21 protein-coding genes and 1 pseudogene are annotated in these 22,517 nt (G+C 47.0%); 9 read left to right on the top strand and 13 right to left on the bottom strand.

Annotated features, from left to right (window positions below):
* Positions 1 to 115: 115 nt before the first annotated feature.
* The 4 genes from QZ938_RS33035 to QZ938_RS12795 all read right to left on the bottom strand — a co-directional run bounded on the left by QZ938_RS33035 (position 116) and on the right by QZ938_RS12795 (position 1,635).
* Complete coding sequence (locus QZ938_RS33035) at positions 116 to 355, bottom strand: DUF4926 domain-containing protein (protein ID WP_363318831.1); 240 nt, start codon at positions 353 to 355, stop codon at positions 116 to 118.
* Positions 356 to 601: 246 nt separating this feature from the next.
* Positions 602 to 769: a hypothetical protein gene (locus tag QZ938_RS12805; protein WP_293363436.1), complete on the bottom strand. Its 168-nt coding sequence runs from the start codon at positions 767 to 769 to the stop codon at positions 602 to 604.
* 58 nt (positions 770 to 827) lie between these two features.
* On the bottom strand, positions 828 to 1,034 hold the full coding sequence (locus tag QZ938_RS12800; protein ID WP_293351816.1) for a hypothetical protein: 207 nt from the start codon (positions 1,032 to 1,034) through the stop codon (positions 828 to 830).
* A gap of 451 nt (positions 1,035 to 1,485) precedes the next feature.
* Positions 1,486 to 1,635, bottom strand: coding sequence for a hypothetical protein (locus tag QZ938_RS12795; protein ID WP_293351818.1), 150 nt, complete (start codon positions 1,633 to 1,635; stop codon positions 1,486 to 1,488).
* 97 nt (positions 1,636 to 1,732) lie between these two features.
* Here QZ938_RS12795 and QZ938_RS12790 point away from each other — a divergent pair, with 97 nt between their 5' ends.
* Entirely contained in the window at positions 1,733 to 3,367 is a 1,635-nt protein-coding gene (locus tag QZ938_RS12790) for an MBL fold metallo-hydrolase (protein WP_293351820.1), read from the top strand.
* Entirely contained in the window at positions 3,357 to 3,638 is a 282-nt protein-coding gene (locus QZ938_RS12785) for a hypothetical protein (protein WP_293351822.1), read from the top strand. Before QZ938_RS12790 ends, QZ938_RS12785 begins: the two co-directional genes overlap by 11 nt.
* 7 nt (positions 3,639 to 3,645) lie before the next feature.
* On the opposite strand, the gene QZ938_RS12780 is transcribed toward QZ938_RS12785, so the two are convergent.
* On the bottom strand, positions 3,646 to 3,957 hold the full coding sequence (locus tag QZ938_RS12780; RefSeq protein WP_006633466.1) for a DUF6679 family protein: 312 nt from the start codon (positions 3,955 to 3,957) through the stop codon (positions 3,646 to 3,648).
* Positions 3,958 to 4,923: 966 nt separating this feature from the next.
* The gene (tatA, locus tag QZ938_RS12775; protein WP_293351824.1) at positions 4,924 to 5,127 is read right to left on the bottom strand and encodes a twin-arginine translocase TatA/TatE family subunit; all 204 of its coding nucleotides are present in this window, start codon (positions 5,125 to 5,127) and stop codon (positions 4,924 to 4,926) included.
* 301 nt (positions 5,128 to 5,428) lie between these two features.
* Here tatA and QZ938_RS12770 point away from each other — a divergent pair, with 301 nt between their 5' ends.
* The gene (locus tag QZ938_RS12770) at positions 5,429 to 6,166 is read left to right on the top strand and encodes a phycocyanobilin:ferredoxin oxidoreductase (protein WP_293351826.1); all 738 of its coding nucleotides are present in this window, start codon (positions 5,429 to 5,431) and stop codon (positions 6,164 to 6,166) included.
* 433 nt (positions 6,167 to 6,599) lie between these two features.
* On the opposite strand, the gene QZ938_RS12765 is transcribed toward QZ938_RS12770, so the two are convergent.
* Entirely contained in the window at positions 6,600 to 7,511 is a 912-nt protein-coding gene (locus QZ938_RS12765; protein WP_293351828.1) for a hypothetical protein, read from the bottom strand.
* Positions 7,512 to 8,040: 529 nt separating this feature from the next.
* Here QZ938_RS12765 and dnaX point away from each other — a divergent pair.
* On the top strand, positions 8,041 to 10,899 hold the full coding sequence (dnaX, locus tag QZ938_RS12760) for a DNA polymerase III subunit gamma/tau (protein WP_293351830.1): 2,859 nt from the start codon (positions 8,041 to 8,043) through the stop codon (positions 10,897 to 10,899).
* A 105-nt stretch (positions 10,900 to 11,004) separates the two neighbouring features.
* Here dnaX and QZ938_RS12755 read toward each other — a convergent pair whose 3' ends face one another.
* A complete protein-coding gene (locus QZ938_RS12755; RefSeq protein WP_293155741.1) occupies positions 11,005 to 11,763 on the bottom strand; it encodes a GNAT family N-acetyltransferase in 759 nt (252 codons plus the stop codon).
* A 97-nt stretch (positions 11,764 to 11,860) separates the two neighbouring features.
* Here QZ938_RS12755 and QZ938_RS12750 point away from each other — a divergent pair.
* A pseudogene (locus QZ938_RS12750) lies at positions 11,861 to 12,131 on the top strand (RNA-guided endonuclease TnpB family protein); the annotation flags it as partial.
* Positions 12,132 to 12,260: 129 nt separating this feature from the next.
* On the opposite strand, the gene clpX reads toward QZ938_RS12750, so the two are convergent.
* The 5 genes from clpX to QZ938_RS12725 all read right to left on the bottom strand — a co-directional run bounded on the left by clpX (position 12,261) and on the right by QZ938_RS12725 (position 17,362).
* A complete protein-coding gene (gene clpX / locus QZ938_RS12745; RefSeq protein WP_293155744.1) occupies positions 12,261 to 13,604 on the bottom strand; it encodes an ATP-dependent protease ATP-binding subunit ClpX in 1,344 nt (447 codons plus the stop codon).
* 9 nt (positions 13,605 to 13,613) lie between these two features.
* A complete protein-coding gene (gene clpP, locus QZ938_RS12740) occupies positions 13,614 to 14,303 on the bottom strand; it encodes an ATP-dependent Clp endopeptidase proteolytic subunit ClpP (protein ID WP_293155747.1) in 690 nt (229 codons plus the stop codon).
* A gap of 582 nt (positions 14,304 to 14,885) precedes the next feature.
* Positions 14,886 to 16,307, bottom strand: coding sequence for a trigger factor (gene tig / locus QZ938_RS12735; protein WP_293351832.1), 1,422 nt, complete (start codon positions 16,305 to 16,307; stop codon positions 14,886 to 14,888).
* Between the two features lie 372 nt (positions 16,308 to 16,679).
* Positions 16,680 to 16,952 (bottom strand): hypothetical protein, encoded by a 273-nt coding sequence (locus QZ938_RS12730; RefSeq protein WP_293155752.1) that lies wholly within the window; start codon positions 16,950 to 16,952, stop codon positions 16,680 to 16,682.
* Positions 16,953 to 17,155: 203 nt separating this feature from the next.
* Positions 17,156 to 17,362, bottom strand: a complete 207-nt coding sequence (locus tag QZ938_RS12725; protein WP_293155754.1) for a hypothetical protein — start codon at positions 17,360 to 17,362, stop codon at positions 17,156 to 17,158.
* A gap of 434 nt (positions 17,363 to 17,796) precedes the next feature.
* Here QZ938_RS12725 and QZ938_RS12720 point away from each other — a divergent pair, with 434 nt between their 5' ends.
* The 4 genes from QZ938_RS12720 to QZ938_RS12705 all read left to right on the top strand — a co-directional run bounded on the left by QZ938_RS12720 (position 17,797) and on the right by QZ938_RS12705 (position 22,460).
* A complete protein-coding gene (locus QZ938_RS12720) occupies positions 17,797 to 18,843 on the top strand; it encodes an aspartate-semialdehyde dehydrogenase (protein WP_293191041.1) in 1,047 nt (348 codons plus the stop codon).
* A gap of 239 nt (positions 18,844 to 19,082) precedes the next feature.
* Positions 19,083 to 19,976 (top strand): 4-hydroxy-tetrahydrodipicolinate synthase, encoded by an 894-nt coding sequence (gene dapA / locus QZ938_RS12715; RefSeq protein ID WP_293155761.1) that lies wholly within the window; start codon positions 19,083 to 19,085, stop codon positions 19,974 to 19,976.
* A 310-nt stretch (positions 19,977 to 20,286) separates the two neighbouring features.
* Positions 20,287 to 22,176 carry a ribonuclease J gene (locus tag QZ938_RS12710; RefSeq protein ID WP_293351834.1) on the top strand — a complete coding sequence of 630 codons (1,890 nt, stop codon included), beginning with the start codon at positions 20,287 to 20,289 and terminating at the stop codon, positions 22,174 to 22,176.
* Between the two features lie 134 nt (positions 22,177 to 22,310).
* On the top strand, positions 22,311 to 22,460 hold the full coding sequence (locus tag QZ938_RS12705; RefSeq protein ID WP_293155767.1) for a hypothetical protein: 150 nt from the start codon (positions 22,311 to 22,313) through the stop codon (positions 22,458 to 22,460).
* Positions 22,461 to 22,517 lie beyond the last annotated feature (57 nt).

Below are 22,517 nucleotides of genomic sequence, written 5' to 3'. Positions count from 1 at the left end.
AAGATTTTTATTATTTTTGACCTGGTAATTATAATAAGTAAATCGCAAACAGTCAATCTAAAAAATGCTTATCTTGTTAGTTGGCAACGGCTAATTATTAGCTGCACGGGGATTATTAGCGATTTAAAACTGGTTTTTGTAATGATGGCTGACTTTTTAACCATTGGGTTTCTGCAAGCGGACTGTGATTCAAAATCATTAACTGCGATTTTTTAAGGGATTCTAGCGCGTAGGTACAATCTTGCAAATCGCTAAACTCAACTTCAACAAATTCTGCATCGCATTCATCAACTACCGTTCCAACTTTACCTCGATATATTGTAATGCAATAATATCGAGCGGTTTGATTGTGCAATTAATTTTTAGATGCCTCTTTGGTCGATCGATCGCCTTTTAAGCGATCGCGAACAGGATTTACGCATTAAGACTCCTCGAAACCGGGTTTTTTACTTTATCTAGACGATCCAACGAAAAATTGTCGTAAAAAACCCGGTTTCTGACAAAAAGTACGATCGCAAACTAATGAAGACACCAAAGCCGATCGCCCTTCACAATTTATCGCTTGTCAATTGAAACACAAAAGGGCGATCGCACTTATCCGTTAAAGCATTCGATCCATCTGAGTCGATCGCACTTCCGGCAATTTCTCGGCCCCAGTCGTATCAAAGACGATCGCCTGTTTAGTCGCGGGTACTAACCGCCGTAAAATTTGGATGTATCCCTCTGCATCGCCCCGGCGGTGAAATCGAGCAACCACCAATCGCTGCATATTTGGCAATTGCCGCACGATATAGCCTTTCTCAAAAAGATGAGGTATGGCTGACAGCTTACATAACCGCTGAAATCAAGAGGGCTGAAGCCCAACAACGTACCTCATCTTTGTGAAAACCGCTATACACCAGGGATGAGAGTTTAATTTGGGCTTTGATGTTGGTATCATAGGAAAATCGTGCCCCGCTCCAAGCGGGGTTGGGTAGAAAAGCGATCGCCCTCAAGTTTTCGACGCTAGGTGGGCGATCGTTTTCAGTGTACATATTTAAACTGTTTCCTCGATCGCCACAAGGTTTGCTTAGAAAAATGTATCAAACTTTTACAAAAAAAACATCGCACTCATAAAGCCACCATCTGCCTGACAGAAATACTTAGCTTGTTTGAGCCTGCTTACTCAAACTTGAATTGTTGGGCTACACACCGCTCTCAACACCCGAAAGATGAAGATTTGTAATGTTTTGTCAACATCTTGGGGCTGTTGACTTAAAATCTTCTCATAAAAAAGACGAGCTTCTAGCAGGCGCAATTATGAAAAAAAATTTAAAACTCAGCTTGTGAGATGGAATTCGTTACTCTGACAAGGTGCCATCAAATGTAACTTTTGATGCAAGAACCACTAGCATTAACTTTGTTGAAGGCAGCAGGCCTATTTCTGCCGGTGTCTTCGGAAAATCGATTTCCTTGTCGATCTCACTCATCAAATTTTAAATGCAATTACTTTGCTTGCACGACGGGAACCGCAGGTGTAAAGGAAAAATTTAAGTCCAAAGCTGACGCACCAGAACTTTGAGCGACGGTTTTTTGACCGACAACGAGGACAGAAACACAGTCTTTTCCTCCATCAAACCTGGTTTTTGCGTCCAACACTCAACTCGATCGAATGAATGCAGTCGCAGCCAACAATTAGTTAGATGTTGCGATACTGCAAGTTGCGCGCTTGTACAGGGAGCTAACGGCAGTGATGGATCTCGATTGTTTACCTTACGGCGCAGGCCACGCCCAGGAAGGGGTCTGTCTGCTAGTGCGAATGGGGCCGTACCGCATTTTACTCGACTGCGGTATAGAAAATGTCGCACCCCTGTCAGCGACAGTAGATCGATCGCCCCCAGCCGATTTCGTAGTGTGCACCCACGCCCACTCCGACCACGCCAGAGGTTTGCTAGCACTCCACCAGGCTTTCCCGCTGTTGCCAATTTACGCCAGCGAAGTCACAGCGCGACTGCTACCGCTTAACTGGCCGGCCCAGTCTCAGCAGCCAGAGTCACATTTCTGTGAGGCTCTACCCTGGCAGTCGCCGATCGAACTGCGCCGGGGACTGAGCGTGCAGTTGTTCCCGTCGGGCCATTTGCCCGGAGCGGCGACTGTACTCTTGACCTATGAAGCCCCCCATCGCACCTACACCCTGGTTTACACCGGCGACTTTTTTCTGTCCAATTGTCGTTTGGTGGAAGGTTTGCCGCTGGGAGAACTCCGGGGCATGAAGCCCGACGTGTTAATTGTGGAAGGTAGTTACGGCACGGCGCGCCACCCTCACCGCCGACAACTGGAAAATCAGTTAGCCGATCGCATCCACCGCGCGATCGCCGACGGATACTCGGTACTGCTACCCGCACCCGCCCTCGGTTTGGGTCAAGAACTGCTGATGCTGCTCCGCAGCCACCACTACTTCACCGGGCGCGACTTGGATATTTGGGTGGACGGCACTGTTGCCGACGGGTGCGACGCTTATCTGGAACTACTGCCCCATTTTCCCACCGCCGTTCAAAACTTTGCTCTCCACCAACCTTTGTTTTGGGACGAAAGGGTGAAACCCCGCGTGCGCCGGCTGTCTGCCGAACAGCGCTCCGAATTGGGGAAAACCCCGTGTATTGTAATTACCGACCAAATTGCTGATTTGGGTTTGTACGCTGCCGATCGCACAAATCCTTGGATTTTACTCGCACCTCAAAAACCCGGATATCCCGTCAGGGAATGGTTTGCCAACTGGCAGGAATCAGGAGTTCGGCTCATTGAAACTTATCTGCTAGCCGAACACTGCGACGGGCCGGGAACTACCCAGCTCATCCACAATTTGCGTCCGCAGCACGTAATTTTAGTGCACGGTTCCCCTGCATATTTGGCTGACTTAGCTAACCTGGACGAGCTGCGAAACCGCTACCAGTTGCACACTCCGGCGGTAGGAACAGTTGTCGAATTGCCGATCGGAGAAATGTTTTTGCAGCCCGCTATCCCCGAAACTAACTATGAGGGAGAACTCAGCGAATTGGGGACAGAGGTAGCAATTAGCTTGCCGAGTCCGATTACAGCCGATCCTCGGTGGGCAAATTTTGCCGATACAGGTTTGGTAGAAGCGCGCTGGCAAGGGGAAGAACTGGTACTGCGCGGCATCTCCCAGCGGGAACTGCTATTTCAAGGCAACGCCGTTCAGGCAAACCTCGAATGCTGCGGCAATTGCCAGCACTACCGCGGCCAGCGCTGTTGGAACCAGTCCAGTGCTTTGTTTGGCTTTAAAGTCACTCCCGACGGTTTCTGTCCGGTGTTTGAAGCGATACCGGAGTCTGAATTTTTCATAGATGAGGAATTAGATGCGGAATAAACCTATTGTTGTCATGGCGATCGACAGCTTAGGGCGCTTTCTGATGAGAGCGATCGCAGTATTTGTTGTTCGTTGGTTCTGCGTCTGTGACTGCTCTGGTGGCTCAGAGGCGAAAACGGGCGATCGAACTCAAATTTTGATCCAAATAGCTTATTTGGTGACAATCCAGCAGATTTTTCGGCAAAACCCGAGTTTTGCCCCATTCCTCGACAAAAAAGGGAGAAAAGTCGTTTTCTTTTCCCCCAACTATTCTTTGTGCCTCAAGCTCTAGATCGAAACTATTCTAAATTCGAGTCCGGGTAGTGATTGCGAATTTGCTCGGCTTCGGGACAATCGTCAGAAACTAGGGGTTCGCAGTTAGTTCTCGACACCGAAGCCAACTTCTGGGACACAGCTCCAATACTTTCTAGACGCACCATTTCTTCCCAGGAGCTAATTTCGTCTTCTTCGTCGGTTTCGTAGCGCAGCGTGACTAGATCCCCTTCAATATCTAGGATACGAGCGCGCTCTATCCAACGTTGCTGATCTCGAAGAAAAATAGAAACCTCACGACCATCACAACAGAGTTGATAGATTTTGCGCTGTAGCATTTGTCAGTTCTCCTGCGCAGTGTAACTTGCTTAAAATATGGCCTGTTTGCAGTAACGTACTTTGGGTTTTACATCGGAAGGGACAGCCCTATGGACTGGCCAGTTTGACGTTTTCCGAAACTTTGGCACCTATGGGGGTTACCATATTTGATTTTACCACCAAATCTATCTTGTGCGCCATTTATCTAATTGCAGATTTTGGGAGCAGCGGCATCCCTCGCGGGAGGCATTTACCACAATAGATTCGCAGCATCAGAACTTGATTCGGGCCAGCCACCTTCTAAGCGGACTGTACTTCGAGTCGTTCTCGATCGCTCCTCAATTTTTCCCAGAGACACTACGTAGATAGCGGCTTAATTCGCTTTGGGCGATCGCGCGGACATTGCGGAGGCTCTCATCCAGGACGATCGCAACGGCGATCGGCACCATTCCTGTGCTGACAACGGTAAAATCTCAAATGTACTCAGACCTTGACACCGAACCGACGCACTCCGATACGCCATCAAACTAGAACTCAAACTCCCTCCCTTGTGCCGTGGCGTTAGAAAATCTACAGGTTTGACTTAGGAGTATCGACGTTTCCGAGCTTTAGTAACAACGGTAAAAAAATACAACTGCCAGTTTCCCTGAAAAGGCGAAAATCAAGCTAGGGAAATTTCAGTATATCTCTTCCAACAAACAGTTAGGCAACCGACAATCAGAAATACAAGCCTCAAAAAATACCCCCAAATATTATCGAAGGCTCGCCCAAAAATAGGGAAAAATTGCCAAAAACTGACGAACTATCTGCAAAAAACTACAACAAAAATTAGCTATAAATACAGTCCAAATCAGGGTATTTTTGAAGGAGATCGAGCTGATTGCCAGCGCCTTATTATTGGGAAATATCGACACTGCCCAATAAAACATTCTCTACATATACGATGACAGAGCGTTGCTGCTTCTATTTGCAGGAAGTTCAGCAAATTACTTTCCTAGGGTTTGCTCTTCCTCCTTGTCCCGATCCTTATCCTTCTGTGTAGATTCATCATCAGTTTGACCGACCCCTTCCTTAAAACTCCGCAGCGTTTTGCCCAAAGCATTTCCCAACTCAGGAATTTTCTTGGGGCCGAAAATTAGAATGGCGACTACCGCAACAATGCCCAATTCGGGCAATCCCAGACCAAACATACAAAATCTCCGCGCTTACCTACTTTGCTTTTTCCCTGCGAATTACCGCTAGTGCACTTATTTTAGCGGAGAGTTTCCGCAAATCTTACTCATTACTCGGGTTTTTATGGCAATTTATTGCTCTGTGCCACTGCGAATACCTAGACTAATGTCACAGGGCTTTCTATCTTGGGCAGATTTTTTTGTAAAACTTACTCGATCGCACGTCGAACTGCTGATATCCTTAAAAGTATCTACCTTGTTTACTGCATCCTGCAACCGTAGAATGAAGTTTTATTAAGCGATCGCCCGATAAATAAGAATGTTAGAAACATCCAAGCCTTCCCTGCGCGACCAACAGCACTACCTTATCCGCGAATTAGCAGATCGGATAGAATCAGTATGGCGTCGGTACCTCGACCTCGAACCCTACCACCTCCCCGCTGAGTTGGGATACGTGGAAGGGCGGCTGGAAGGAGAAAAGCTGATCATAGAAAATCGCTGCTATCAAACTCCCCAATTCCGCAAAATACACCTGGAACTGGCTAAAGTCGGGCCGCTGCTGGATATCCTCCACTGCGTGATGTTTCCCAGACCGAATTATGCTTTGCCGATGTTCGGCACAGACATCGTAGCAGGCAAAGGTCAAATTAGCGCCGCGATCGCAGACCTTTCTCCCCTCAATCCCGATCGAACTTTGTCGGAAACCTACCGCACTCGACTGCAAACTTTGCCCGTCAACCAGTTTTCTTGTCCCCGCCAAATTCCCGACTGGGGCGATATTTTCTCAGAGTTTTGCCTATTTGTCCGCCCCGATTCACAGGAAGAAGAAAGCCGATTTCTGGATATCGTTGAATCCTACGTGGAAATTCACTGCAAACTCGCAGTCGCTTGCGAACCAGTCTCTGCCGCCGAAGCATCAAAAATTCTCGACGCTCAAATTTACTACTGCACCCAACAGCAGCAAAACGACAAAACCCGCCGCGTACTCGAAAAAGCTTTCGGCCAAGATTGGGCAGAACATTACATGACCGAGGTACTGTTTGATTACCCTAAATAGTTCATTCAGTTGACAGTTGACAGTTGACAGTTGACAGTTGACAGTTGAGAGCAACGGCGTTGCTTAATCCGGGCATGAAAATGGATCGCTTGAAAGTTCAGCTATATTGACTGACTGGCTTATTTCATTTTTTCACATTGAATTTTTTCACTATTGAGTGGTTCATACTGTAAATCAGCAACGCCGCGGTTCCCAGTTACATGAGGTATTTACCAATTCATAAACAATTCCCCAAACCCGCAATCCCCAAACCCGCAATCCCCAAATCCCCAAATCCCCAAATTCTCCAATCTCCTAATCTAAAATCTAAAATCTAAGTTGTACCTCATATGAGAACTCGAAATGCTATAGAAAACGACCACCTAGCACAAGACAGACAAACACCCGCTGCAACTGACGTTTTTTCAGGACAATAATTGTAATTTACCTCAACTTATTTCCGAGAGCCGGGACGTTTTGCTCCTACCTTCGTAGGACTTTTTGTTCCACCTTTTGCCGCACTTTTAGAACTACTTTTAGCACTTTTTTGACCCTTAGCTCCTGCCAACTGGCTCTCATTTTCATTGGCCGGTCTGCCAGCAGGGGTTCTCGTAGTCCTAAAGGTAACATTCACCCCTTCATTTGACTGTTCCAGCACCAACATCGGCGTCGGCTTCGCTTTTTGATCCCATTCAATGTGAACGATGCGACCTTGAATAGTTGGCTGCCAACTATCATGATCGTCTGAAGGACTCAGATAAGTTTCCAAACAATCAATAATTTGATTAATTGTCGCCGATGTTGCCTGAGTCGGCAGTTTCATCAGCTTAATTTGAATCCGAAACAGGACTCGCCTTTCTATTTTTACGGCTGGATCGCCAGTTTCGTATTCGATATCAAACATCGAATCTACTTGCCTGCCACTGCCAGCAGTCCCGTTTTTATCTCCTACTGCACTCTGAGTCGGGCGCAGGGCAATACTAATTTTGTCTTTGACTTTTACTTTAATCTGGTTGACAATGGCAAAGTGAAAGACTTCTTCCGCCATCCGCATTCTCAGGTAGTCTAAATTAAAGTCTCGCGAGTGAATGAGGTCGGGGTTTTTTTCCATCTTTGATATGGTTTCCAGAGCCATTTTGTATTTTTTCTGGAGTTCTCTATTTCTAAACTCTTCAAATTTGAGCTTCTTACTCAAATCATCTAGTCTTAGCTTGGTAAATACCGCTAAACCGAGCAGCAATAATAACAGTAATCCCGACGCTCCCATCAAGATTTGGTCGGGGGACGGAGATCCTGGTTTAGCCTGTTTAGGTTTGGGAGAGGCTACTGCCAACCTTGATTCTACAAGGATGATTTGGGTTGACATGGGCTTTTAAAGGGTAAATTTTGACGCTATATTTATACAGGATTCCAGAGTAGAGCTGGCAGTATAACTCGATAGACCAACATTGACATCATTCCACCACCATCTTGGTATAACTGGATTTCTACAACTCGAACAGGCACCCTCTAATTAATACTTTATCTTTAACTGCAAGCAGGTTTCCGAAATATCGGAAAATCCCGCGCTGGCACTGGCAAAAAGAAATGGTGAATAGTCTGTGATAGATTATACCAATATAGGTCAAAAAAAAAATTGTTCCGCAGCCTCCGTTTCTAGAAAAAGAAAAATAAGTACACATAAATCAATACTAACTCTCTCCAGCGATCGCCAAAAACACTTCTAGAGAACAACCGATCGAGAAGCGGACTCTCCTATCGGGTGCTAATTACTACTGTTCGATCGCTCCCGCCCTGCCAGCTCACCGGGCGGCTGGCTGTGAGAGTAGAGCTATCGTGCGATCGAACAACGTCTCCTTAGCTAAGATTACAGCTAATACCACAAATATTCGATCGTGACCTACGAACCCCTGCATCACAAGTATCGCCCTCAGACATTTGCCGAATTAGTCGGTCAAGAGGCGATCGCCCAAACCCTCACCAGCGCCATCCTGCAACAGCGCATAGCACCAGCATATCTATTCACCGGCCCCAGAGGCACCGGTAAAACCTCTAGTGCTAGAATTTTTGCCAAATCCCTCAACTGTATTTCTACTGGCGCCCCTACCCCGACACCCTGCGGCAAATGCAACGTTTGTCAAGAAATTGCCCGAGGTTCCACACTAGATGTCATCGAAATTGACGCCGCCAGCAACACCGGAGTAGACAACATTCGGGACTTGATCGAACGAGCGCAATTTGCCCCCGTACAGTGTCGCTATAAAGTATATGTAATCGACGAATGTTTGAGCGGTGATTCTCACGTACAAACTAGCGAAGGTCTGATGCGGATCGACGATCCCAACATCAAAGGAAAACAAGTTCTCAGCTATAACGAAAGTTCAGAAATTTGGGAATTTAAAAAAGTTTTGAGATGGTTAGAACGGGGTGAGAAACAAACACTTTTGATTAAAACCGCCAACCGAGAAATTAGATGTACCAGCAATCATCCAATCAGGACAGAACAGGGATGGATACTAGCAAAAGACGTAAAAGAAGGAATGAAGATACTATCCCCTGTGAATGTGGGTGCGGCACCGTCATTTACAAATTTGGGACAGATGGACGCTTGCGGAGATTTGCCAGAAGACATCAATTTTACGGGAATACCTACGGACAAAAATCCTACGACATTGCCTCTATTCTCGAACAGGCTCAAGCCCTCCGACCTATCTGTCCGTGTGGCTGTGGAGAACAACTCGAAATACCAGACTTTTTACAAAAAAAAGGCAAAGGAATTAATACCATTCAGTCTTATTGGCAGCGACATCCATATAAAAAAGGACATGGAATTTGGGATGCAAGAACCGAAAAGTTCTTGGCAAATTCCGACCTTTACATACACATGGGCGCTGAAACCAGTAGAAAATGGGTGTCAAACTTTAAACAGTATGCAATCCCTACAATGGATTACAAGTTCGGAGACGGTCGAATCTGTAAAAGTCGGTGGAATCGAGAGGGTTTATGATATTGAAGTAGAAGACAATCACAACTTTGTGGCAAATGGACTCTGTACACATAACTGCCATATGTTAACTGTGGCCTCGTTCAATGCCCTATTAAAAACCTTAGAAGAACCGCCAGATCGCGTTGTATTCGTTCTCGCCACCACCGACCCCCAAAGAGTATTGCCAACCATCATCTCTCGGTGCCAAAAATTTGACTTCCGCCGGATTCCCCTCGACTCAATGACCGCTCATTTACACAAAATCGCCCAATTAGAAAATATCAATATTGCCAGCGATGCCGTACAAATGGTTGCTCAAATCGCTCAAGGAGGGCTGCGAGATGCAGAAAGTTTGCTCGACCAACTCAGCTTATTTCCCGGTCAAATAACCGTCGAAAAAGTTTGGGATTTAGTCGGCGCCGTCCCAGAAAATGACTTAATGGAACTGCTAGAAGCTATTGATACGGATAACGCTACAGCATTAATAGATATGACCCGCCACCTCATGGATCGCGGACGGGAACCGCTAATCGTGCTGCAAAGCCTCGCCAGCTTTTACCGAGATTTACTCATAGCCAAAGCAGCACCACAACGGTCAAATTTAGTAGCTTTAACCGCCGGAACTTGGGAAAAACTTTGCACTTTTGCACAGACTTGGAATGCCGAGTTAATTTTAGCAAGTCAGAAACACTTGCAAACCCACGAAGTACAAATTAAAAACACGACTCAGCCGCGACTGTGGCTGGAAGTAACGCTATTGGGATTGTTGCCTTCAGCCATTAGAACTCAGCCACAACCAGCAGGTAAACAAGCGGAAATAGTTGCTTCCCCACAAATTCACCCCCCCCAGTCCAGGGCGGGCACGGGGGCACCGCCCCTACAATCGGGGGGGAGCCAGACAGCTCCTATTGAACAATCTTCTGTTCCCAATTCGCCCAATATTGCGCCAACTTCGCAACCTGTTGTCGATCGCACAGAAACCCCACCTTCCGCACCAATTCCCCCATCTATACCAACTGCTGAAACCAGTCAAGCCAATTATTCACCGACTAATTTAGGTAGCGAAATTGATTTAGAGAAAGTGTGGCAACAGGTACTCGATCGCGTGCGGCCTCACGGAACTCAATCGCTACTCCGGCAACACGGACAGCTAGTAATGTTTAGCAATGATACGGCTTATGTTAAGATTAGTTCGCAGCCGTTGCTCAATATGGTTAAAGACAAAGTACCTAATATTGAAGAAGCTTTTTTGCAAGTGTTTAACCGTCGAGTAGCAGTAAAAGTAGTTTTAACAAATCCCGCTGCAACTAATAGTTCCCGCGCCCAGGATTTGCCCAATTCTAACGAACGTGTTGCCGAAACTCCTCGGAATTCTCCTGCTGCGATCGATGAGAGTCAACAGGTAGAACACCCGGGTAATTCTGAGATGGCAGATGATTTTTTGGGGGACGGAGGAGAAGAGCAAAAACACTTTTGGGCGGACGAAAATACTGCCACTAATGTGCAAAATGTTTCTGCACCTTTGCGGCAGGGCAACACTTCTACAGACTCTCAGAATGAGTTAAATGCTCAGGCTGTAGCGGTACGGGCTGATGCTCAAGCTGTCGCGAATACGAGCAGGCAATGGGCTGATATGTTTGACGGGCAAGTAGTTGATTTGTCGGATGATTTAGAGATTTGGGATTCGGAAACTTTTAGATTGGAATCTGAGCCGGATTTTCCTGAGTTATCTTCTGAGATTGATGAAGATGATTTCATCGATTGGTAATCGATTGATTTTGGGAGTTCAATCAAGATGTTTGTAGTGAGGACTTTAGTCCGCTAATTTAGATGCGGACTAAAGTCCTCACTACAAACCTATTTGACAGGCGTTTTACTTAAGCGGGAGCGAAATGTGGAGAATTTCGTCGATCGCCCAAAATCCCGCCTTCGTGTAAACTCGAAATTCCTGCTCGTGTAGCGTCATCAAAAAAGCCACCGTAACACCCGCTTCAAAAGCCTCTCGCACCAACCGCGCCGTCAAAGCCCCTGCGATACCCCGCCGCCGAAAAGCAGCCCGCACGCCAATTCCCGCGATTTCCGTCGTCTGGTTTTGTGGGGGAGTGCAGATTCCAGCGCCCGCAGGTTCGCCCGTGGCTGCGATGCGGGCGAGTACCGCAATCCCACCCGCCGCCAGAGTTTTCCGAAGACTGTCAACATCTTCAGGGCTGGGTGCAGCCGCTCCGTAAGCCTCGTTTTGCGCCGCCACAGTACCCAAAAGTTCCTCATCGGAAACTGGCAGAATTAGCTCGATTTCCGGCGGAATCGGCAGCAATTTCTCCGAGCCCGGAGTGCAAACCATCAGCGGTAAGCGTCCCTCAACGGTGAAACCAGCGGATATCAGGACTTCTTCGACAGCGGGCGCGAGTTTTGTGACATATTCTAAACGTGGCTGTCGATCGCGCGCAGAGTACGCAGCAATAAGTGCGTTAACATCGGCGAGGGAAGGTGTGGCGCCATCTTCGGGAATCGCATAATTGAGGTAAGGGTTGGTGCTGTGGGGGCTGAAGGTAGCGAGGAAAGGCCCGATATGCTGGGTGTCGCGCTGCTGGCTGGCTGCAAAGCGCAGGTATGATTGAATGCGAGATTCCATAACTGTTGATACAAAGTAAATGATTTTCTAGAAAATTCTTGAATAATTAGGTAAAAGCTGGTAGTGTAGATTGAGAAAAAAAAATGCTTTAGCGATTAAAACAGCTAAGACCATGGTCACTTAGAGTCATTATCATTTCCAGCAAATGTTGAAGCATCAAGCTGCTGTTAAATATGGCAGTTTTGTAGTAGGCATAACGGAAGAATACACATCAAAAACCCGTTCAAAGTGTGGACAGAAATTCAAATGGCGCTTTCAATATCTTGTTGAAAGCTTTGAGAGATACCTCCTTGACAGGAGAGCTTGCAGCTTTTTCTGTATTGCCATACACGGTAGTATCAGGCTTAGTCCTGGATTTGCCGGGTTAAATGTATCTGGCTAAACTTAGGTAATATCATTTTCGCTGGAACTCTCACAGGTTCGTAGTGAGGACTTCAGTCCTTCTTCCTGAGGACTGAAGTCCTCACTACGAACCAATTGGCTAAAAACTTGAGCTTTTAAGCTGATTCGGGTTTTGGTAGCGAAGACGGAAGCACCAACAATTCGGCAGTCGATCGCTTCTCAACCATTTCCTTAGTTATCGTACACCGCGTCACATCCTTGCGCGACGGCAACTCGTACATCACATCTAACATTAATTCTTCGACAATTCCCCGCAGTGCCCGCGCTCCTGTTTTGCGGCGGTATGCCTCTTGCGCGATCGCCCGAATCGCATCCGTCTTAAACTCCAACTGTACATTATCCATTTTTAGCAGCTTTTGATACTGCTTCACCAAAGCATTGCGGGGCTCCGTCAAAATCGCCATCAGCGTTTCCTCATCCAGCGGCTCTAACACCGCCGCCACCGGCACCCGCCCGATAAACTCTGGAATCATCCCATATTTTACCAAATCGTCCGGTTCCAGTTGCTTGAGCACATCAGCGGCCCGCTTTTCCTTCGGCTGAGCTTCTCCCGGCTGAATAAAACCCATTGACTTTTTACCCGTTCTCTGCTCGATCACTTTTTCCAAACCGACAAAAGCGCCACCGCAAATAAACATAATATTGCTCGTATCAATTTGGATGCAATCTTGATACGGGTGCTTGCGGCCGCCTTGAGGTGGTACATTGGCGATCGTCCCCTCCAGCATTTTCAGCAAAGCCTGCTGCACTCCTTCCCCAGAGACATCCCGCGTAATCGAAGGATTTTCGCTCTTGCGGGCAATTTTGTCAATTTCATCAATATAAATAATTCCGCGCTGGGCCTCTTCCACGTCCATATCTGCCACTTGCAGCAGCCGCAGCAAAATATTTTCCACATCTTCCCCGACATAGCCCGCTTCCGTCAGCGTTGTCGCGTCAGCCACCGCAAACGGCACGTCCAGCATATCAGCCAAAGTCTGAGCCAGGAGAGTTTTGCCGCAGCCCGTCGGCCCAATTAACAAAATATTCGATTTTTGTAGTTCTACTTCTTCCGGCGGGTGCTTGCCGCTATTTTTGGCATGGATAAAGCTGAGGCGCTTGTAGTGGTTGTAAACTGCCACCGAGAGGACTTTTTTCGCCTCCTCTTGACCGATCGCATTTTCGTCGAGATAATTTTTAATTTCCCTCGGCTTGGGAATTTGGCTCATCGAGATACTTTTGCCCGAGGTAGCGCGGCGTTTTTGCGTTGTTTCCTGCTTCGGAACCGCCGCCGCTGCGGGCACAGCACTCGAATCAAACAACTCCTCATCTAAAATTTCATTGCACAAATCAACGCATTCATCGCAGATGTAAACCCCGGGGCCTGCGATTAACTTTCGCACTTGCTCTTGAGACTTGCCGCAAAACGAACATTTTAGATGGGAGTCGTACTTAGACATAACAGCCTCTTATTTCAGTGCAGTGACGTTTTCTCCCGCAGCCGGAAGGTTTTCTTTTGCGATAACTCGATCGACCAATCCGTAATCTTTGGCTTCATCGGCTGACATAAAAAAGTCGCGTTCTGTATCTGCCTCTAATTTGTCGATCGGTTGACCGGTATGGTGCGCTAACAATTGATTCAGCTTACGCTTATGATAAAGGATTTCTTTGGCTTGAATCTCAATATCTACTGCTTGACCTTGAGCGCCTCCGAGCGGCTGGTGGATCATAATCCGAGAGCTAGGAAGAGACATCCGTTTCCCGTGAGCTCCTGCTGTCAGCAGAAATGCGCCCATACTCGCAGCCAAACCGTAACAAATCGTCACCACATCCGGGCGAATTTGCTGCATTGTGTCATAAATTGCCATACCCGCCGTTACCGAGCCACCCGGGGAATTGATGTACATTTGGACATCTTTTTCTGGGTCTTCGGCATCTAGATACAATAGCTGAGCTACGATCGAGTCAGCCACTTCGTCGGTTACGGGAGTTCCTAAAAACACAATGCGCTCCCGCAGCAAGCGCGAGTAAATGTCAAATGCCCGCTCGCCCATCCCCGACTGTTCTAGTACCATCGGCACTACATTGCTGGGGCTAGAGCTGACATCAAAATCGTTGTAGCTTGTAATTAGGTAATTGGAAGATTGAGATACCACCATAAGACACCAGTCAAGGATTCTAGACAATTTGCTGCTGTTGAAAGCTTTAAATTAAGCCGCCAGCTTTTAACTATTATGCCTCTTCTGAACCCAGATGGGGGGAATGGGGAGTTAGGAGTGAGGGAGATTGATGGCTGTGCTCGGCGTAACGTTGGTAGAGTGAATGAGTTAAAAGACTTACTCACCAATCGTGGCTGTTTTTAGTGCGCGCCAACCGAAACCCGGTTTCTGTTGCAAAAACTTGTTTTGGGGGCGAGACACCTACATAAAAACGTTTCTAGCCCCTGCGCGCCAGCCCTGTTGCAGCAAGCATCAGGTGTGCCACATTCGTGTCAATTTAAGCTTAAGAGTTGATAAATATCGTTTACCCCCTAGGCTATATCCCCCTAAATCCCCCTTAATAAGGGGAGTAGGGGTTGACTTTGAGTGCTTCTTGTCCCCCCGACTATCATGGTGGCTAGGGGGGGAGCAGGGCTAGACCATGAAACAACAATCTATAACTGCGTTTGACGTGCTTTTTGGCACAAATCTGCGCGTTTCGCACCCTACGCTGGTAGTTTCTAGAAGCAAAACTAGAAGGTTTTACTCTTGGCCTACCACTTCCACGTCGATGGCGCTCGTGACTGCTTCATCAGACTCTTCGGCGTCTGATTCTTCTGCTTCTTCCTCTGCTGCTGGAGTCAAAGAGCCTTCAGGTACGAGTTCAATTGTCCCTTTTTCTTCCAACCATTTCAGGGTTTTTTGTTTTAGCAAGTCTTCTGCTACAAATTCCCGCAACTTTTCAGGGTCAAAATTCCCTTTGGGAAACTGCTTTCTGACTTTTGCTACTTCTGCTAATACTTCTGCTGGTTCAACAGATAAGGATTCCAGCTTGGCTACTTCTGCCAGAGCTAGAGTCTGTTTGAGCCTTTCTACTGCTTCCGGACGAGAGCGTTCCCGCATCGGGCCGATATTTTGTTCGGTAAACAGTTGGTTGATATCTATGCCATAATTTTTCAACTGCATGGCTTGTTGGTTGAGCAAATAATCGATTTCGCGATCGACCATAGTTGCGGGAATTTCCACATCTATTAGTTCAACCAGTGCTGCTGATATGGCTTTTTCCTTATTAGCTGATAACTTGTTTTCTTGCTCTGTTTTAAACCGAGTTTCGAGGGATTCGCGCAGTTCTGCTAAAGTTTCAAACTCGCTAACTTCTTGGGCGAAGTCGTCGTCCAACTCCGGCAATTCCTTTTCCTTCAGTTCCTTCAGAGTAATCGTAAATACTGCTGGTTTTCCCGCCAATTCTTCACTGCTATATTCATCAGGGAACTGGACGGAAACTTCTCTAGTTTCTCCCGGATTCATCCCGATCATGCCTTGGATAAAGCCCGGTACAAACTGATTTTCCGACAATTCTACTTGAAAGTCTTCGGCATCGCCACCTGGAATTTCTGCGGGAGTTTCACCTTCGGCTGCTTCGGCAAATCTACCTGCGAAATCAACCAAAGCCATGTCTCCCAATTGAGCTGACCGGCCTTCTACGGGGATTAAAGTCGCTTTGTCCGATCGATATTTTGCCAGTACCTCATCTACCTGAGCCTCATCATACTTAACTTCTTCTGCTTGAAGCTGCAAGCCGGTGTACTGACCCATTTTTACTTCGGGTTCTACATCAACCTTAGCCGAAAAAGTCAGAGGCTGTTCTGGATCGAACTTTCCTAGCAATTCTTCAAACTCAGTGCGGAGTTCAAAACTGCCTATTGCCGGAATTTTTTCTTGTTCGAGAGCTTTTTGCAGTGAATCATTAATCAAATTTTCCAAAGCTGTAGCTTTCAAGCGAGTCTGGCCCAGGCGCTGTAGCAAAACTTGGCGGGGAACTTTGCCTTTGCGGAACCCAGGAATATTGACCTCGCGAGCGAATTGTTTAATTACCTGCTCGTAAGCTTGTTTTGATTTTTCTGATGGCACTTCGATTTCCAAACCAATTTGACTGGCTGGAAGTTTTTCCTGGGTTACTTTCATAAAAAACACTCGGTAAGTGGGAAACTCAGCGGCTTTAGCCCGCTCGTGGAAAACGACTCGGCGATTTCAATCGCCTTAAATCTTCCCATTACCGCCTTGGAGCTGTAAGGGTTCGGTGTACTTTTGTAATGTACTTTCGATGGGACAATTACCATTTCAAACCTCGCAGCCCTGTACGCATAATGGTCGCTCTTGTGGAGCCTCCCTTGCGGGGTAATGTTCGCTTCGCCAATGTTATAAGAGCTTGTTCGGCTAGTAGCACTGTTTCAGTGACTTTAAAACTGTTTAACCACTAGCGATAGAGCGGAAAACTAGCGTCGCATTCTCCGGTATCGTGACTCAAATAACGTAGTCAGTTAAGACTTAGGCCCGTCAGAATAGCTTGTGAAAGATTTCTCTTACAAGCTCAGTGGCGTTGATTCCCTGAGTTTCTGACCGGCTTTTGTGATATTTAACAATTTTGTTGACACTCTCCGGCGTTAACGCACGGGGATTCTTGGATCTTCGATCGACTTTAAGATTCCCCATCCACTGGCGAGCAGTGCTTAAACCTTTCAACCGTGCGATCGCACCAATTGACGAGCTTAACTTGGTGAAGCCCAGAGAGTCAATCTCCCCAAACGTACTAGGATACGAGCCTAGCATTCGGGCGTGCCCCGCCCTATGTGTTCGGTCAAATTATTAGGTTCTCTGGTGATGGGATGTTATTTTCTTTAATCCCTAGCTGTTTATAGAGTTTTTGCTGCTCTTTGTCCCTCGGTTTATGCTTAAAAGTGTGTCCTCAACTGTTTCACTCTTAGCATTGCGAGTTTCACCTTGACTATTTATATTGTACGCTGGGCTTATACCTAATTCGGAGCCAAGCCGTCCTCGGCTTCGCCGCGCGACGGGGTTTTAGACCCAAATTTTTGATAATTACCAACACCTCTACCTGATGAGACTGTAACTCGTTTCTGGCTAGTTTTTTCGCTCTTGCCAAATTGTTTTGGTTTGAGGATACTAGGTTTCGCTGGTAGGAATGTGGAGGTTAAGTCCACTAATTGCCGATGCACCATAGCATATATCGCCCTAGAATGTCAATCCGACCGGCATGAGCGGGCGATCGATTTTAATGGATGCGTTTGCTAAAATTCAGGTATCCCAAAACCAACTAGATGTGGATTGGGCGGGAGCAGATGGCAAAAGATGCTAAACTAAGATTGAGTACGATCGACCACCTCGGTTACTTGCACCCTTGCCATCTGCTCGCGCCCTGATGTGGCATAAAATTAATTGAGTTTAATTAACTATTGTGGATTTAAATTGTATATTTCCTAGACCGATCAAAAATCCTCTCGCCCTCTCGCCCTCTCGCCCTCTCGCCCTCTCGCCCTCTCGCCCTCAATCACCACAAACAATCTAGCTAGACGCACAAAAGCTTATTCAGTATTGCAGTTATTTAAATTTTAGATTTCGATCGTTTAGACTCTAATTTGTGGAGGAAACTAATTTGTCTCAATCCTATCGAGTTGCCATTTTAGGAGCCACCGGCGCTGTCGGTGCCGAGTTACTAGAACTCCTGCACAGCCGGAGTTTTCCCATTTCAGACTTGAAGCTGCTGGCTTCGGAACGTTCAGCAGGCACAACTTTGCCCTTTGGCGGCGAGATGTTGCCGGTCGAAGCTGTATCGGAGCGATCGTTCGATAATGTAGATCTAGTTCTCGCCTCCGCCGGCGGTTCTATCTCTAAACTGTGGGCTCCGAAAGCAGTGGCAGCCGGGGCCGTGGTAATCGACAATTCCAGCGCTTTCCGTATGGATGCGACGGTACCTCTAGTTGTTCCCGAAGTCAATCCCCAAGCTGCGGCAACTCACCGAGGTATCATTGCTAATCCCAACTGCACCACGATTTTGATGGCAGTTGCCGTTTGGCCGCTGCATAAAGTTAAACCAGTCAAGCGCATAGTTGTAGCGACTTACCAGTCTGCCAGCGGCGCGGGCGCCAGGGCAATGGAGGAAATGAAAGATCAAGCCCGAGCAATTTTGGCAGGGGAAATTCCCAAAACCGATATTTTTCCCTACCCCTTGGCTTTTAACTTGTTTCCGCACAATACACCAATTAACGATTTAGGGTATTGTGAGGAAGAGATGAAAATGGTCAACGAAACTCGGAAGATTTTTGGTACGGACGAGATTAGAATTAGTGCGACTTGCGTCCGGGTTCCCGTACTCCGCGCCCATTCGGAGGCGATTAATCTGGAGTTTGCAGAGCCTTTTAGCCCGATCGACGCTAGGGAAATCTTAAAAGAGGCGATCGGCGTTAAGCTGGTAGAAGACTGGCAAGCTAATTATTTCCCGATGCCCGTCGAGGCCAGCGGTAAGGATGAAGTGCTAGTCGGCAGGATTCGCCAAGATATTTCTCACCCCTGCGGGTTGGAGATGTGGCTGAGCGGCGATCAAATTCGCAAAGGGGCTGCTTTAAATGCGGTGCAAATAGCTGAGTTGCTAGCAGACAAAGGTTTGCTGCAAATCCAACAAGCAGCGGCTATTTCTACTTAGGGCGACTGGGCCAAAAAAATAGATGCAAGTCCCCTACGTCAGGAGTGGAGATTTCAAAATTTTAGAGCCTAGTTGAAGAACCCAGATTCATCTGTGGAGTCAATTTAAAATCTAAAATTTAACATCTAAAATCGACTTAATCTGACAATAGGGCAATTGAAATGAAGATTTTAGATAAATCTTGCATCTGAAATCAAAAATTTAAAATCAAAAATCAACAGTCTAAAATCGGAGAAAGTGTGGTAAAGTTTGGACGGGTTCTGACTGCAATGATTACGCCGTTTAAGGAAGACGGCAGTGTTAACTATGCGGTAGCAGAACAATTGGCAATTCATTTAGCCGATCGCGGTACGGATAGCTTAGTGCTGTGCGGAACTACGGGCGAATCTCCCACTATGAGCTGGGATGAAGAGTACCAATTATTCCAGGTGGTACAAAAGGCAGTAGCCGGTAAAGCTTTGGTAATCGCAGGAGCCGGGTCGAATTCGACCTCAGAAGCCATCGAAGCTACGCAAAAAGCAGCTAAACTCGGGTTAGACGGCTGTCTGCAGGTAGTTCCTTATTACAACAAGCCGCCGCAAGAAGGTTTGTACAATCATTTTCGGGCGATCGCGCAATCTTCTCCAGAATTGCCTATAATGTTATATAACATCCCCGGTCGCACTGGCCAGAATATGTTGCCCGAGACAGTAGCTCGATTGGCAGAAATCCCCAACATTGTGGCAGTCAAAGAAGCAAGTGGCAACCTAGATCAAGCAAGTCAAATTCGGTGCTTGACATCACCGGAATTTGCGATCTATTCTGGAGATGATTCCCTAACTTTGCCAATGTTGGCGGTAGGAGGATCTGGTGTAGTTAGCGTAGCCAGCCATCTGGTAGGAGAGCAACTGCAACAGATGATTAAAGCTTTCGAGGCCGGTCAAGTTCAAGTCGCTACCCAGATTCACTTGCAACTTTTTGACCTGTTTAAAGCTCTTTTTCTCACCACAAATCCCATTCCTGTTAAGGCAGCTCTTAAACTTCAAGGCTGGGATGTGGGTTCCACCCGTCCGCCCCTGTGCGCTCCGCCCGTTGAGGTAACTCAAAAGTTAAAGGACGTACTGAGTCAGCTAGCCGCAGTATCTGCTAGCTAGATAGGCGAGAACGAGTTTTCAGACAACTGAATATTAGTTGCCATCGGTCAGTAGTGCGAGCCTCGGAACTCGCGAACGTCATCAGTCATTAGTCATTAACTGTTAGTAAGTAACTGACTGTCAAGGATTAAAGACTGGGAATAAAAGACTCAAGACTGAAGACAACTGACTGTACGGGTTCGCAAAACCCGCGGGGGAGTTTTTCATCATAAATATGTGGAAAAAAATCGCCCTACTAACCAACAGCCGAAAAAAGACGACAGACAAAAGACAACAGACTCATAACAAAAATAACTAACAAAGGATACGCATGATCAAAAATACAACTGCATCAGCTCTAAAAGTTATTCCCCTCGGCGGGCTGCACGAAATCGGTAAAAACACTTGTGTGTTCGAGTACGGCGACGAAATAATTCTTTTAGATGCAGGTTTAGCTTTCCCCACAGATGGAATGCACGGTGTAAATATTGTCCTCCCAGACATGACTTACCTGCGGGAAAATAGCCACAAAATTAAAGGTATGATCGTGACTCACGGTCACGAAGATCACATCGGTGGTATCCCCTATCACCTCAAAGAATTTGAAATTCCAGTCATCTACGGGCCGCGTTTGGCGATGGCTTTGCTCGCCGGAAAATTGGAAGAAGCCGGAGTGTCTCACCGCACAGAATTGCGGACAGTTAGACCGCGGGATACGGTCAGAATTGGCAAGAATTTCTTAGTCGAATACATTCGCAACACTCACTCGATGGCCGACAGTTTCACTGTGGCAATTCACACTCCCGTCGGAATTATTATTCACACTGGAGACTTTAAAATTGACCACACTCCCGTAGACGGCGAGCATTTTGATTTGCAAAAGCTGGCGGAGTACGGCGAAAGAGGCGTGCTGTGCTTGATCAGCGATTCTACTAACTCGGAAGTTCCTGGTTTTACCGCTTCAGAACGTTCTGTCGCTCCGAATTTAGACAGAATTATCGCTCAAGCAACGGGAAGAGTGATGATCACGACTTTTGCTTCGTCGGTACACCGATTGCAAATTGTTTTAGAATTGGCTAAGAAAAACAATCGGTATGTCGGAGTGGTTGGTCGCTCAATGTTGAACGTGATCGCTCACTGTCGCAATCTTGGCTACATCAAATGCGAAGATAGCCTGTTCAAACCGCTGAAAGAAATCCGCAATTTGCCAGATGACAAGGTTTTGATTTTGACTACGGGTTCCCAAGGCGAACCGATGGCGGCGATGACTCGCATTGCTAACGGCGAACATCACGAAGTGAAAATTAGAAAGGGCGATACAGTCATTTTCTCGGCTAATCCGATTCCTGGAAATACGATCGCAGTGGTAAATACGATCGACAAATTGATGATGCTGGGCGCAAACGTAGTTTACGGGCGCGACAAAGGAATTCACGTTTCCGGCCACGGCTGTCAAGAAGACCAAAAGTTAATGATTAACATGACTCGTCCCAAGTTCTTCTTACCTGTGCACGGCGAACACCGGATGCTGGTTCAGCATTCCAAGACTGCTCAAAGCATGGGCATTCCCGCCAGCAATATGGTGATTATCGACAATGGCGATGTCGTAGAGTTGACCGAAAATTCGATGCGAGTTAGCGGTAAAGTGCCTTCAGGAGTTGAATTAGTAGACTCTTCGCGATCGGGCGTAGTCAAAGCAAACGTCCTCAAGGAACGCCAGCAGTTAGCCGGAGATGGCGCTGTAACGGTAGCGGCAGCTTTGAACTGGGAAGGCAAGTTAGTCGCTAAGCCAGAAGTCCACTTAAAAGGTGTCGTGACATCCGCCGATCGCGCGGAAACGATCGGACTAATCAATCAAACCATTGAAACAGTTTTGAGCGATCGCTGGTCGGAATTTGTCCTACCTGCTACTGCTGAATCGCCAGTTAATGTTGACTGGGTAGGAGTTCAAACCCAAATCGAAAAAGCAATTGGGCGAGTGCTGCGCCGCCAACTGCAAAGCAATCCGATGCTGGTATTCCTGATGCAAATTCCTGAAGAAGCAGTGCGATCGGAATTTGTGCAAAGAGCTCAGCTTTCGATTGAAGCACCTAAGCTAGCATCATCATCATCACCATCATCATCACCATCATTGCCATCCCCAGTACCAGTCCCGGCTAATGCAGTAACAGGTCGTCGTCGTCCTCGGACTGCTGCAAAAGTAGCTTCCGTTGTCTCCTAGTATTAGTAATCCCTGGCGCAAAGCCAGGGATTTGTTTTTCAACGGCAGATAAGATCAAATCCGGTAGCATTGGAATTATGCAGTTTGTTTGCTACAAAAGGTGCGGGAAAAGGCACCGGATTCGGATTGGCGATATGCCTGGGCCACGCTACGCGATCGCCCGTCAGATTATTGTCGAAAAACATGAAAGTGCGATCGAGGTGGATTATCAGGTAGTTGACATCTCCCCATGCCTAAAGGCGAGGGGATTCACAAGACCACAATTTAAGTCTTATAGGTGCTGACAAATCACCTCTACCAACTCCACTTAGATCCAATCCAAGCATTGTTGCTACTTTACG

Origin of the sequence: Microcoleus sp. CAWBG27 (assembly GCF_020883145.1) — a bacterium.
Taxonomy (GTDB): domain Bacteria; phylum Cyanobacteriota; class Cyanobacteriia; order Cyanobacteriales; family Microcoleaceae; genus Microcoleus.
Note: the sequence above shows the minus strand (reverse complement) of the source record. Positions and strands in the feature narration are given on the sequence as shown.